Source organism: Bacteroidia bacterium, from assembly GCA_033391075.1.
In the GTDB taxonomy this organism is placed as follows: domain Bacteria; phylum Bacteroidota; class Bacteroidia; order J057; family J057; genus JAWPMV01.
Genome location: JAWPMV010000001.1, coordinates 8,064,914 through 8,078,383, shown reverse-complemented (window position 1 = coordinate 8,078,383; position 13,470 = coordinate 8,064,914). Strand labels below are relative to the sequence as shown.

Here is a 13,470-nt window from a genome sequence, read left to right as displayed (position 1 = left end):
CTTATCATGTAGGGAGGCGATGACAATTAGATACGAAGTCTCCCCCATAATGTTTACCTTTGATACTAAACTCAAATAATGAATAGGAAGATTAATAAGAATTTCCTGATAATCGGTGCCATGGTTTTGGCAACGGTACTCGCCTTTTTGCTGATCAGCATCTTTTCCAAGAACAATCCCGCAGTAAATCCGGGGGTTGTTACAGAAGCTGCTCTTAAGGAGGAAATTCTTCAGTTGGAAAGTAATCTGCTCGAATTGGAACTGGTTTTTTCTGAAAAGGATGACCAGGTAGAAAATTTTGAAACACTTCTGGATGAGAAATATGTCGAACTCGACAATATGAGCCAGAAAGTTTCTACCCTCGAAGAACAGATTGAACGTCTGGAAAGAGAAGGAAAAACGGATAAGCGTACCATCCGTGAGTTGAGGGAGAGATTATCAGACGCCAGAGGTAAACTGGTAGAAACCTATAAAGCTGAGATTGATCTCTTGGTTTTCGATTTAGGTACCCTCACTAGAACCCAGGACAGTCTGAAAGATGTAGCAATCAAAAAGCAATCTGCCTTTGATAGTTTGAAAAATGTCTATGACGATTGTCAGGCAAACGGTGGAATGGCGATGACTTCTCCTTCCCCTCAAATAGAAACGCCCGTTACCAATATACCTTCAAACGAGTTAGATCCCGGTTTTTATGCAAGTAACTTCAATATCAAAGCGTTCGATGCAAAAGGTCAAAATGCACTAAGGGGTAATGCCATTAGAAAGAAAAAAGCAACTCGACTTGAGATTGACTTTGATTTTGAAGGAATTGAAATGAACAACGGAACTCGTACTGTGCATATAGCACTTAGACCCACCAAAAGTGAGGGACCGAATACTATTTTCAACGCAGGAGCCCAAAATAGCGGGAGAAAATTCATGTATAAAGGAAATCAACTCACCTCTACTTTGGAGGTAAAACCAAATTTCCAGGGAAATAAAATGAGGGTTCAGGGTGAATTTAATGCTGGAGATGCGTTCACAAAAGCAAGTGGTGGTCCTTATACTGTATTTGTATACTGGATGAAATCCGGTAATGAATCAGAAATCATTGGCACTCATAGAGTATTCGTTAACTAAAAACTTTTATATATCCTTTAACCTTCGATGAGCATAAATCCGCTTGCAAACAAAAAGCCCGCTCGTAGATTCCTCGTATTGATCCTCATTTTTGCAGCTGCAGTTAGCATTGCATATATCAGTTCGCGATTAATATTAGATACAGAATCCAAGACGGTGCCCGTGGAGCAAGTTCAGGAAAAAGGAGAGTTTAGAGATTATTATAAAGAATAAATGAAGAATGCAGAACAAGGAATGGAGATTTTAGAAGGCCTGTTTTAATCCTTTTTATTTCTCCATTCCTTGTTCCATATTCTGACTTCATATCCCCCAATATTTCGGTTTAAAGACTGTACAACATGAAATACCAGCGACAATTACTCATTGTAGGGGCGATGTTCTTTTCGACCCTGATTGCCTTCTTGTTGATCGATACCTTCACCGGAGACAGGGATACGGCCAAAGCCTATGCAGAAAAGCTGGAAAAAGAGATCAATGACCTCAATAGCAGCATAGCTGAGTACAGAGCCAATACTGCAGAGTCTAATACCAGTCTCGAAATCACACAACTTCTTCTGGGAGAAAAGCATGACGAACTCGAGCACATGAACCAACAGGTTCGTGAGCTGGAATCCAATATTGCCAAATTGGAAAAGGAAGGTAAAACGCAAAGGCGAACCATCCTTTCTATGAAAGCTAAATTGGCCGAAGTAAAGGAAGTCCTTGTCCAGACCTATAAAGCTGAGATCAACCTCCTGGTTGGCGATCTGGGGGAACTTATGAGAGAGAGTGAGGGGATAAAGTTAGAAAAAGAGCAATTGCAATCGACCCTGAAGTCAATTCAATCTTTGTATGAGGAGTGTTCTAATGAGAAGTTGGAGGAAATGCCAACTTTAGATGTAGATAGCCTTGAACAGGAAATTCCGGGATTCTTTGCTGAAAATATTAAAATTGAAGGCTTTAATAAGTTTGGGAAAAGGGCCATGAGGGGTTTAGCTATACAAAGAAAAACTGTGGTTGAGCTCCATTTCAACTTTGATTTCACCTACAGTAAAAAAGTATCATCAGCAGATGAAGTTCCTGCATCTCAGAAAAAGGTCTATGAACTTTTTCTTGTACTGGAAGAAAGTCGTTCAAAAAACCCCGTGTATCATCCCAATAATGCTAACAGCGGAATAAAGTTCCCTTTTAATGGAAAAGAATTGATCTCTTCATTAATGATAAAGGCAAACTACCAGGGCAATACCCTTCCTATCAAGGCTATTTTACCTATGGATGCGAATGCAGCTGCAGCTAGTAGCTTACGAGGTGGACCTTATACTATTCTTATTTACAGAAAAACTTCCGAAGGAGACACAGAGATCATTGGCAGTGCAAAGGCTTTTCTGATGTAAGTCTTATTTCAAAGCTGCCAATCCAAAATCTGCTGCCTGCCTGGCTATTTCCTCCGCCTTCATCCTACCTGCTGGTTTATACCATTTATGAATCCAGTTGATTCCGGCAAGTAAACTCCTCACACCAAATCGGGTATTCTGATCCCGAAATCCTCCTGCTCCTATTCCCTCATCTACCAATTCTCGAAAAGCCTGTTCATAGGCTTCCTGGTAAGCCGCAAATTCAGACCTGCGGGGTTCACTCAGGTGTTTCCACTCTCCAAAGAAAATAGCTGAAGCATTTATATTGTCAATGATCACACCTACATGGGCATGGATCATGGCTCCCAATCGATCTTCAACACTCCCCTCCCCCTTTGCCAAAGGCAAAACCTTTTGAAAGAAAGCCTCTTTCGCCCGAATCGCTATTTCCCAAAGCATATCCTCTTTGGATTTGTAATGGCTATAAAGACTGGCAGGCTTGATTTCTAATTCCTCCGCAAGATCACGCATAGAGGCAGCTCCGTATCCTTTATGACTAAAGAGGTCACGGGCAGCATTCAGAATTTGCTGTTTTCTTTCGCTTAGGGCCGGTAATGATTGAGAATCCATGTAGATAATATCGATCGCAAGATACTTATTCTTTTTCTGATTGGGCTTTTTATAGGGATGTTTCCATCTTTTTTAGAAAAAGATGGAGTCAAAAATCGCAGAGCCCAAAGCCAGCCGCACTCGCCGCCCCAGCTCCCGATGGGCTCTGCAAGGCCAACGAGCGTGGGAGGATGGGAGGATGGGAGGTGTTTGGGTGTTTGGGTGTTTGGGTGTTTGGGTGTTTGGGTGTTTGGGTGTTTGGGTGTTTGGGTGTTAGCGATTGCTATTACTAGCATCCTCTTCAACTCCAACACGCTAATACCCTAACACGCCAACACGTCTCCCTTGCGTGCGGGGGCCGGACTGCGGGAGGCTTTGCAGCAGCTTGATTTTTGCTTCTTTTCATCTAAGGAAAAGAAGAAAAACCCATTAAATACTCCTACTTAAAAAATCCAATCATAATCGGACTTTTTTATTTTCTAAAGGAAAAATACGTTAGGCCTCATTCCAATTTTGATGAATAGAGCGGATATGCTAACTTAGACGGATCAAGAAACCCAGAATTTATTTCTGACATGGATCAAACTTTCAATGTTCAGGCTCTTGGGGAATATACTACTGCTACATTTCCCTCGATCATACTACTCATTACCGGACTCGCATTAATGTTGCTGGACTCCTTCAAGCAAGACAAAAGTTTGCTTTGGGTGAGTGCCGCAGGACTCAGTTTATCAGCTGTACTCGCCTGGGTACAAGGATCTGCTGCGAGTAATATTGTCTTTTTTGGAATGATTGAAACTGGAGGCATCGCTCCTTTGGTTCATGTTTTCCTATGTATTGCCGGTATATGTACCCTTTTCTTTTTACGGGATTACCTAAGAAGACAGGAACGAGAAATCAGTGATGTGTATGCCTTACTGGTGTTTTCAGTCCTGGGGATGGTAGTTATGGCCAATGCCAATGACCTCATCATGACTTTCATTGGTTTGGAAACCATGTCCATGTGTCTGTACATCTTTGCCTCTCTGTACAAAACAGATGTTAAGTCCAATGAGGCAGGATTGAAGTATTTTCTACTCGGTTCTTTTGCATCAGCCTTTCTGCTATTTGGCATCGCCATACTTTACGGCATGACAGGCTACACCAATTTCACGGAACTCGGCTCAGCCGACAGCCTTCGGGTATTACAATCTAACCAACCTCTATTCTTTACTGCTAGCGGACTACTACTGATTGGATTTCTCTTTAAGGTTGCTGCCTTCCCCTTTCACAACTGGACACCTGATGTATATGAAGGAACCCCTACTCCACTGGCGGGCTTCATGGCAACAGGAAGTAAAATGGCAGCTTTCGTCGCTCTTGCTGTTATCGTAAAAAAACTACAACTGATTAGTGCTCCTGAAAATGAAAAGATCGTTACTATAGTTGCGATCTCTGCCCTCTTCACCATGATTTATGGGAATATCGTTGCAGCCCGTCAGACCAACATCAAGCGGATGCTCGCATATTCCAGTATCGCTCACTCCGGCTACGTCCTCCTGGGTCTTTGTGCCCCGACTCTCGGTTTCAAAGCCATCTTATTCTATATGTTTATCTACACCCTGATGAACATTGGAGCATTTGGAATCGTGAGTATGGCCGAAAGAAGTTATGAGGATACGGATCTCGAAGCCTGGAGAGGAATGGGGGCAAAATCGCCCTATTTCGCTGGATCGCTATCCATATTCCTTTTCTCACTTGCAGGGATTCCCCCTTTAGCTGGATTCATGGCAAAGTATCAGGTATTTATCTCTGCTATCCGAGAAGACCTTATTTTGCTGGCAACAGTTGGTATCCTGACCTCTGTAATCGGTGCTTACTACTACATCCGGGTCATCGTATTGATGTTCTTCAATAGCCAGGGCAATGTACCTGAATTGAATACGCGCTTCAAAACGCTACCGACTGTAGGAGTTGCTATTCTGGTTGCACTCATTCTGGTCTATGGAGTATTTCCTTCTCTTATCCTCGGCCCAATAGAAAGTGCATTTGGATTGCAGGGAGCTACGGCTTCATTGCCTTAATTAACCCTTCCGCTACAAGCTCGTTTCCCTCAAGAAGGAAACGACCCGCATTTGGCAGCTTGATTCTTCATTTGAAATGAGGATCATCTGCCCTATCAATCATGATTTATTCTTAAATGGCTCCGCGCGCACTCCTTTGTTTTCTCAATACAAGGGAGTGTGGACTCTGAGGTGGTGGGTTCATAAGAGAGTCAAACAAACGTTTGCAAAGACTCAAAGATATCCAGCATCTTCTGTGCTAGCTTTCCTCTGTCAAATTGTTCCTGGGCCAGCCTACGAGCATTGAGGCCCATCTCCTGCCTCCTCTCCGGATTCAGGATGAGTTGGTTGATCTGGCGGGCGAAAGATTCGACATGTCCAAGGCGAGCAGAAAGTCCACAGTCATAGTCCTTCAGGTATTTCGACAACCAACCTTCATAATTCAAAACCAATGGAATACCGGCTGCCATATACTCAAAGGCCTTGGTCGATCCATTTGCTTCCAGTACCGGATAAGGGGCTACGCAGACCAGGCCGATATCAGCATCTGCCAGAAAATCTCCTACCTCATCCTGTGGCAAAACCGGATAAAAATGCAAAGCCTTTAAACCCAATTCTTCTGCCAGGGCGATCAGCATTTCACCTTCATTTCCCTCCCCGACTATGTGAAGACTGACTTTATTGCTTGACCATTTTTTCTCGATCAACTTCCAGGCATACAAAAGTTGGCTGAGGCCATTGGCCATGCCCAGACTTCCTACATAAACGATTTTGACCTGCTCTGAATTTTTAGCTTTCCTTTGTCCAAAACGCGATAGATTTACGCCATTGTGTATCACCTCAATATCATGTTCACTGATAGCATGAGCCTGAATCTGTTCCTGCATATCTTCGGTAAATGTGCAAATGGCACTGGCAGCCTTATACAATCTCTTTGTTTGTCTTTTAAGGAAATACTGAAGGATAGGATTTTTGATGATCCCCATCCCAATAGGTACATCCGGCCATACATCCGCAGCTTCAAAAACGAAAGGAGCTTTTAGGTATTTTGCCAACTTTCTTCCTAAAAAGGCGGTGGACAAAGGAGCCGAATAAGCCAATACGATGTCAACCTCAGGAAGCTGTTTTCTCAATTTATAGGCTTCCTTATAAAAGCGGTAAAATGCTTTTAACCTTTCTTTAAAAGGCATAAAATGAGAATAAGGGATATCCAGCAGATGCAGATCTATCCCTTCTAACTTCTGGGTATAATAAAATTGTTTACTGGTTTTGTTTTTGAGTAAGGCAGCAGAACTGACAAAGCTTACTTTATGACCTGCCTCTTTCCATACCTGAGCCATTTCCCAACTCCTCTGTGTGCCCGGATTACCAGGAAGCACCAGTAGTTGTTGCAAGTACAGAATGTGCATGGATAATTAACCTACTGAAGGCTGTATGACCACTCCCTGGTCCATTTTTTTCTCGAGCAATTCCTCTTTCCACTTTTCGCGCTCTTTTTGCAAATCCTGAATCCGACCAATGCGCGTACCTTTTAGATAAAGGGCTCCAAAGAGAGCGAATAAGGCAATGGGATAAATAATAAAGAATGCGGAATAAGTCCCACTCCATTCAGGAGTCAGTAGGTACATATAGATTGCCAGGCTTCCCGAGATGAGGGAAACGATTCCCAGGGTAACTGGTACATAGGCTTCAGGAATACCCACACGTGTGAGATTATGAGTCAGGTGATCCTTTCCTCCAACAAAGGGAGAAGATCCTCTCGCCAGACGTGCAATGGTTACGAAGGTGGTATCCATAATGGGAACCAGAAAAACCAACAAAGGCATGAGTCCCAAACGGATATGTGAGATATTATCGGGAGCTGCTTTCACATTCCAGAAGTAGAGAATACCTACGTATGCCAGGACCATTCCAATAAACATACTTCCGGTATCTCCCATATATATTTTGGCAGGTTTCCAGTTCCAAAAAAGGAAACCACTAAATCCACCAACAACTGCTACTAATACATAAAACATATTGCTCAATCCTTGCTGCAGGATAACCATCCCCATAGCAATCATAACAATGGTTGTTGCTATAGTGGTAGTAACTGCATCCATATTGTCAAGCATATTGAGGCTATTCATGATTCCCACTACCCAGAAGATGGTCAGACCATAATCCAGAATCCAAAAGGAGGGATTCATGAGGGCAAAATAGTTGATATGTATGTCGAAAAATATCAGGATCACTCCACAAAAGATCTGGCCCAGAAACTTCAATCCTGGGGCCGTCCCATATGCATCATCCGCAAAGCCAATGAGGAAGGCCATAGTGGCACTCAAAAGGAGAGCCAGAAGCGACTGGGAAGCAATAAATTCGAGGGGACGCAGAAAAAGTAAGGTAAGCGTTCCTAAAAGAAAGGTAATATAAAATGAAATCCCGCCAGTGGTAGGCTTGGACGCAGAGCTCCATCTCACAAGATTTTGAGCCTGTCGACTTTCAATCCCGAAGTTGCTTGAAAAGCGGAGTAATATTTTATTGAGCAAGTAAGAAAAGCCTATAGCGCCTATTAAGAATAAGACGGATTTCATACAGCGGTGTTCGATTGAATTCAAAAGTACAATATTCTTCACTTACTAAAAACTTTCCGACACACAGAGTATGTTAGGTTTTCATTAAGTTTTGAAGATTTTAACAGGGTAAAGGGTTATCTCATAGGCTAATTGATGATCCTGAAAATCAGAGCCCCTTTTTTCCGCGGGATATATTCGCCCCAAACGAATGCATATCGATGAGTTCTGCTTGAAAAAAGAAGTTCTATTATAAAGTGTGAGAACGTGTAAGAAACCCTAACGTAAAATAGCAACACAGCGATCTACGACCTGATTTCCACCGGGTCCCAGGTATTCGGCCTGGAAGTTGATACGGATTTCATTGTCCGATATACTCCCTTCCCCGGAGAAGGTATATTTTCCGCAATATGGTCCCGGCTCCAATTTAAAAGTAGTCGGGCTTAAAATCTCAGCTTCTACCACTACGGATTCTTCATTATCGCAGGCATAATTTCCGAGATTCACTAAAATGAGAATTTCGTCATGAATATTAGAAGCCTGAAGGGTAACGTTATGATTACCGCTATTGCAGCCCTGCGTACTTCCTGAATACACCCGGGCAATTCTTTCTGCAGTGCGTACATCGCAACTGGCATTCGCACCTATTTCAAATCCCTGATCGCATTGACATACTCCTTCTGCACAGTTTCCGTGATCTCCACAATCTACATTTTTACAGGCTTCATCGCTTTTGCAAGCAAAGATGCTCAGGCTCAATAATAAAAGGAAGGCTAATTTTCTCATGTGTGTGTGAATTTGCTAGCTTTATTTTTCGAGAGTCGCAGTACAGTTATCCATTCTTTGCAAACCATCTGATTCATATTCGACGGAGAAACTCAGCGTAATTACATTCCCACTAATCCCCCCACTACCACTAAAGGTATAAACGATCTCTCCGTTACAATCTATATTTTGACTGGGAATTGTAATCTGGTCACCAGAAATATCAGCAATTAATTGTACCCTGCTTCCCGGACAGGCATAATCTCCGAGATCAAATATATTGAGTTTGTTTTCTCCGGCCACCTGGGTAATGTCTACTTTATGGTCCGGGCTGGTAGCAAAACAACCATCATAACTTACTCCATAAGAGCCAATAAATTTTAAAATGATATTGGTTTCACACGTTGCCCCTTCATAACCCGGGAGACAATCACAGGCTCCTGTTTCTTCTATACAGGTTCCCCCATTGGTACAATTTATTCCTGCACAAGCATCTTCTTCACAGGCGTTTAAAAGAATAAAACAAAATCCAAGTAGCAGGATCAGTGGTCTTATAGAGATTTTCATTTCAAAAAGATACATATTCATTTTTAAAGGCATTGTAAGTTAAGGAGCATTTATAAGAAGAAAAGACTTCGAAAAAATACCCTACTCAAAAAACCCTTCCTGACCGGTAAATAAAGGGTCGTGAACGGTAAAATATTGCTTGGGAAAACCGAAATAAACCCCCTACATTTGTAATGTAAGTTAAACAAAGGTTAAACATCGTTTAACAAATTTTAACTTATTTGCTCCTCGCCATCCTTTCAACACTCCTGTTACATGTTTACCCTAAATCCGTTGATGCTCAGCGCATTGACTGTTCTTTAATAATGCAGGAGATGAATTCAATTCAACTTATACCCCAATTTCCCAGAGTGCTTCCCAGCCTCGGAGATCTCCTGTTCCTACCGACGATTACATCGATCACCCGATTCAGTTACAAGAAGACGCTAGCCCCTAGCTTCAGACAATCTGTGGCCGATTCTACGAATGGCCAGCCTAATACCTTCCCGGAAAGTTCTCTTTCCCTAATACCCCTATCTTCAGCCTCAAGCTCTGATTGTCTAGGCAGATACCCAATCAAGATATCCGCCATGGGATGGCTTTTTTGTTACCTCTTTATTTCCCTGTAGAGGTACGGGTGCTCGATGTAAATCACGGTTTCCAACCGTTATGTATGAAACCTACAGGAAAACCTGTAGATCAAAAACCTCAATTTCAATTAGAGTCTTATAAGAGTCTCTTCCCGATCTTTGTATTGTTGCTAAAGGAAAGATAGTCAAAGAAATTTGAATTTGTTGGAAGAAAGCAACCCAAACAAACACAGTTCTTAAACAAACACACACAAAAGAGTTAAACAGGGAGGACTATGAGTCGCCCGGGTGTTTAACAACAACCGGGCGCTCTAGATTTTTTCTCTCACAAGCATGAAATTGATGTTAGCCCTTGCGGGCCCTTTCGATAAAAATTTGTAATCGTTCTTTTTTACAAAGCATCCTTCATAACCTTGACTTGGAAGGGGGGCGCTACGCGTTCCTCTTTTTTTTTAAAGCGCTAAAACAAACAGGCAATTTTAATATATTAAGGCGAGTAGATCATTCTTTACAAACCTATTTACACTGAAAACCTATAATAATACTGTCTTATGTCCAATTATCATCCAGAAGTAGAGCTAAACTCGCCCATGCTATGCATCTCCTTATATCCGGACAATGGGGTACAATTACAATCGATGAATATTACGCGTAGGGGAGGAAAGCCAAAATCCAAGCAAGCCATTATTGTAGAACTCAGGCTTTGTCCATTGGATCATTTGTCTCCAACTCCCATCCACGTAAATATTCCCTGGAAGAAAGGTGATCCCACAAAAGTTGAAGTTCAGGTAACGGAGATATATGAGATTGAACAGGAAGCGATGAGCTTTGACATACGCAAACCCAAAAAACACACCAATGGCCGCTCAAGAAGTTTAACTTCTGGAGATCCAAGAAATAGTACCGGCCACCCCAAGCCCATTCTTGACGACAGCTTTAGCAATTCAAGAGGACTTGCGGGTAGTGGAGACCCCAAAAACTCCACCGGCCATCCGAAACCCATTTTGGACGACGAATAACATTATGAACAGCTATCAGAAATATATCCTCCTTCTTACCCTAGTCTTTGCTTGTATCACCTTAGTGAGAGGTCAAAGTGAAAAGATCTATCAACTAAGGACTTCACAGGAGGACATATCATCTGCTGAGTTGAACCCAACCATAGCTGAAAATTTCATCAAGACGTCTGGCAGCCTGACCTATGAACATCCGGACTCAGCCCTTTTGCTCGCTAATAAGGCGATTCTTATTGCTCAGGGCCTACGGAGACCTGAGCTTGAAGCAGATGCCTTTCGTAGATTGGGGCTTGTCCTATTTGCTCAGGATGAATTATCATCCTCCATTCATTATCTGCATCGAGCTGAAGAATTGTATGAGGAAACAAACGCTCCCAATACCCTAAGAAGGATTTATAATAATCTGGGAGTCGTTTGCGAATACATGGGGGATAAACAGCAGGCTCTTTCTTATTATTTCAAAAGCCTGGAGCAGGCGGAAATTGAAGAAAATATTCAAAAGCAAATATCCGCTATTTCCAATCTTGGAGATTTGAGCACCCGTAGTCAACAATTTGAAAGCGGCAAAGAATTTTTACAAAAAGGCCTCAAGTTAGCTCAGGAAGAAAATGATGAAGTCCTTACTGCAAGACTCAATATGCAGTTGGGCATGCTCTATTTGCATAAAGAAGAATTTCAGAACGCAGAAGCAAGCCTTACAAAAGCGCTCTCATTTTACACCCAAAATAAAGAAGGGGAAAACCTTTCCCATTTGGCCCACACTAATAATGGACTCGGTATACTCGCAGAAAAGCAATCCAGATTTTCAGAGGCAAAGGATTACTACGAAAAATCCCTAGTCCTGTATCAGGAAGCTGAATCTTCTGAGGAAGTAGTAGTTTATATCAATCTGGGAAGTCTGGCTCAAAGGGAAAAAAGTTATAAAAAAGCACTCAATTACTATCAAACGGCACTTGATCATCCTTCTGTTGAGGATAATATCGTAAATCTTAAAAATGTTTATTGGAATCTATCTTTGGTTTATGGGCAGCTAAATAACATTACAAAAGCCTATGAATACCAGAACGCATATGCTGTCTTAAGTGATAGCATACATGAGGCAGAAATCAGAGAAACAGCCAGCAGAGCAGAATTATTGTACACCCAGGCGAGGGGCGAAAGGAAAGAAGAGGCAAGTAAATTGGAACTGGAAAAGCAAAAAACACTCAGCAACTATTATCTTTTGGCGGGCTCGATTGCTGGTTTATTAGCTCTGATCTTCTTCCTCTACATGCGCAATTACCGTCAACGCAAAGAAGCCCTTAAAAAGGAACTTGTCTTAAAGGAAGAAAGCAATAAGTTGATGTTGGTCGAAATGCTTCGTGATCATGAAGTTGAAACCCTCAATGCAATGCTCGACGGGCAGGAAAATGAAAGAAAAAGAATTGCCAGAGATTTGCATGACAGCCTGGGCGGCACCCTGGCGGCTGTACAGATGACTCTGGCAAGCCTGGAGAGAAAATTACCAGAGATCCCCGAAAAGGCTAAAAAGACCTACGACAAGGCTGAATACCTCCTGGATCAGGCCTATCAGCAAATGCGTGGCATATCGCACAACCTTGCAGACCTCAGCCTGAAAGATGGCGGACTATCCCCGGCCCTCGCTCAACTGAAAGATACCCTTTCAGAAAACACCAATTTGAATATCCGCATGGACTACACCAGTCTGGGTGGACGCAGACTCGATTCTAATGTCGAACAACACAGCTATCGCATTACCCAGGAGCTGTTTCAAAATATCATCAAACATGCTGAAGCAAGCTTGATTGAGTATGAACTGAATTACTCCCCCATTAAGCTTCACATCAGCATCAAAGACGATGGAAAAGGCTTTGAGTATGAGCCCGGTTCTAAAGTTTCGGGTATTGGCCTCAACAACATCCTGACAAGGGTCAGACAGTTGGATGGAGAAATGGAAATTCAGTCCAAACCTGGAGAAGGTACCCTTATAGAAGTAGATATTCCCCTTGTACTCTCCTAGTAGTTGATATTCCCCACTTACTTTCCTAAGTTGCAGTATTCAAGGACCTAACTGAATACTTATCAGCTTGTCTATGATACGAGTCATGATTGTCGATGACCATCAACTCTTTGTTGATGCTCTGAGAAGTCTATTGGAAGATGAGCAGGGCATAGAAGTAACTGCTATAGCCTCTTCACCCGAACAAGCTCTTGCAACCCTTGCCCAAAAGCCACAGGTAGATATCATCCTGATGGATATCAGTTTCCATAATTCGGAAATGGACGGGATGGATGTAGCTGAAAAAGTATATGAAGAATATCCTCACCTCAAAGTTCTGATCCTTACCGCTTCTAATAATGGCCGCTATATTGCCCGTATGCTTCGACAGAAGATATCTGGCTATATGCTCAAAAATACTGCTGCCCGTGAGCTGGTAAAAGCGCTAAACACCGTCAATGATGGAGACACCTATTATGGGATCGAAGTCATGAAGGCTCATATGGACTACATCAGCAAGCTGCATTCGCATGGAGCTGAAACCGTTCATGTCACCAAGAGAGAGCGGGAAGTTTTACAGTTATTGGTAGAAGGAAAAAGTACCCAGGAAATCGGGGAAGAACTCCACATTGGGGAAGCCGGGGTAGAAACCCATCGTCGCAACCTTAGAAATAAATTCAAGGTCAAAAATACGGCTGGTCTTATTCGCGAGGCTATCTTGCAGGATTTGGTAGATGTGGATGGTTTTAAAAAGTAATTATTTCTTCTTTTTCGGTATCATTTTATAGGTTTCTCCCACTTTTTCTAAAAAAGTGGGCAAAAATCGCAGAGCCCAAAGCCAGCCAGACATGCCGCCCCAACTCCCGATGGGCTCTGCAGGGCCAGCACGCCGAAT

At 42.5% G+C, this 13,470-nt stretch carries 12 protein-coding genes; 7 read left to right on the top strand and 5 right to left on the bottom strand.

Going from position 1 to position 13,470, the window contains the following annotated elements; translation table 11 throughout:
- The first annotated feature begins 78 nt into the window (after positions 1-78).
- The 3 genes from R8P61_32085 to R8P61_32075 all read left to right on the top strand — a co-directional run bounded on the left by R8P61_32085 (position 79) and on the right by R8P61_32075 (position 2,492).
- Positions 79-1,119 (top strand): hypothetical protein, encoded by a 1,041-nt coding sequence (locus R8P61_32085; GenBank protein MDW3651766.1) that lies wholly within the window; start codon positions 79-81, stop codon positions 1,117-1,119.
- 27 nt (positions 1,120-1,146) lie between these two features.
- Positions 1,147-1,332 (top strand): hypothetical protein, encoded by a 186-nt coding sequence (locus R8P61_32080; GenBank protein ID MDW3651765.1) that lies wholly within the window; start codon positions 1,147-1,149, stop codon positions 1,330-1,332.
- Positions 1,333-1,457: 125 nt separating this feature from the next.
- Positions 1,458-2,492, top strand: a complete 1,035-nt coding sequence (locus tag R8P61_32075) for a hypothetical protein (protein ID MDW3651764.1) — start codon at positions 1,458-1,460, stop codon at positions 2,490-2,492.
- A 3-nt stretch (positions 2,493-2,495) separates the two neighbouring features.
- Here the strand turns inward: R8P61_32075 and R8P61_32070 are convergent, their stop codons facing one another.
- A complete protein-coding gene (locus tag R8P61_32070) occupies positions 2,496-3,083 on the bottom strand; it encodes a TetR/AcrR family transcriptional regulator (GenBank protein MDW3651763.1) in 588 nt (195 codons plus the stop codon).
- 554 nt (positions 3,084-3,637) lie between these two features.
- On the opposite strand from R8P61_32070, the gene R8P61_32065 reads away from it, so the two are divergent.
- Positions 3,638-5,125, top strand: a complete 1,488-nt coding sequence (locus R8P61_32065; GenBank protein MDW3651762.1) for an NADH-quinone oxidoreductase subunit N — start codon at positions 3,638-3,640, stop codon at positions 5,123-5,125.
- 191 nt (positions 5,126-5,316) lie between these two features.
- On the opposite strand, the gene R8P61_32060 is transcribed toward R8P61_32065, so the two are convergent.
- The 4 genes from R8P61_32060 to R8P61_32045 all read right to left on the bottom strand — a co-directional run bounded on the left by R8P61_32060 (position 5,317) and on the right by R8P61_32045 (position 8,991).
- The gene (locus tag R8P61_32060) at positions 5,317-6,513 is read right to left on the bottom strand and encodes a glycosyltransferase family 4 protein (protein MDW3651761.1); all 1,197 of its coding nucleotides are present in this window, start codon (positions 6,511-6,513) and stop codon (positions 5,317-5,319) included.
- A 6-nt stretch (positions 6,514-6,519) separates the two neighbouring features.
- On the bottom strand, positions 6,520-7,680 hold the full coding sequence (locus R8P61_32055) for an MraY family glycosyltransferase (protein MDW3651760.1): 1,161 nt from the start codon (positions 7,678-7,680) through the stop codon (positions 6,520-6,522).
- Positions 7,681-7,938: 258 nt separating this feature from the next.
- On the bottom strand, positions 7,939-8,445 hold the full coding sequence (locus R8P61_32050) for a hypothetical protein (protein ID MDW3651759.1): 507 nt from the start codon (positions 8,443-8,445) through the stop codon (positions 7,939-7,941).
- A gap of 21 nt (positions 8,446-8,466) precedes the next feature.
- On the bottom strand, positions 8,467-8,991 hold the full coding sequence (locus R8P61_32045) for a calcium-binding EGF-like domain-containing protein (GenBank protein MDW3651758.1): 525 nt from the start codon (positions 8,989-8,991) through the stop codon (positions 8,467-8,469).
- 1,120 nt (positions 8,992-10,111) lie between these two features.
- On the opposite strand from R8P61_32045, the gene R8P61_32040 reads away from it, so the two are divergent.
- The 3 genes from R8P61_32040 to R8P61_32030 all read left to right on the top strand — a co-directional run bounded on the left by R8P61_32040 (position 10,112) and on the right by R8P61_32030 (position 13,332).
- Positions 10,112-10,579 (top strand): hypothetical protein, encoded by a 468-nt coding sequence (locus R8P61_32040; protein MDW3651757.1) that lies wholly within the window; start codon positions 10,112-10,114, stop codon positions 10,577-10,579.
- Between the two features lie 4 nt (positions 10,580-10,583).
- Entirely contained in the window at positions 10,584-12,596 is a 2,013-nt protein-coding gene (locus R8P61_32035) for a tetratricopeptide repeat protein (protein MDW3651756.1), read from the top strand.
- Positions 12,597-12,669: 73 nt separating this feature from the next.
- On the top strand, positions 12,670-13,332 hold the full coding sequence (locus R8P61_32030) for a response regulator transcription factor (protein ID MDW3651755.1): 663 nt from the start codon (positions 12,670-12,672) through the stop codon (positions 13,330-13,332).
- Positions 13,333-13,470: the final 138 nt, after the last annotated feature.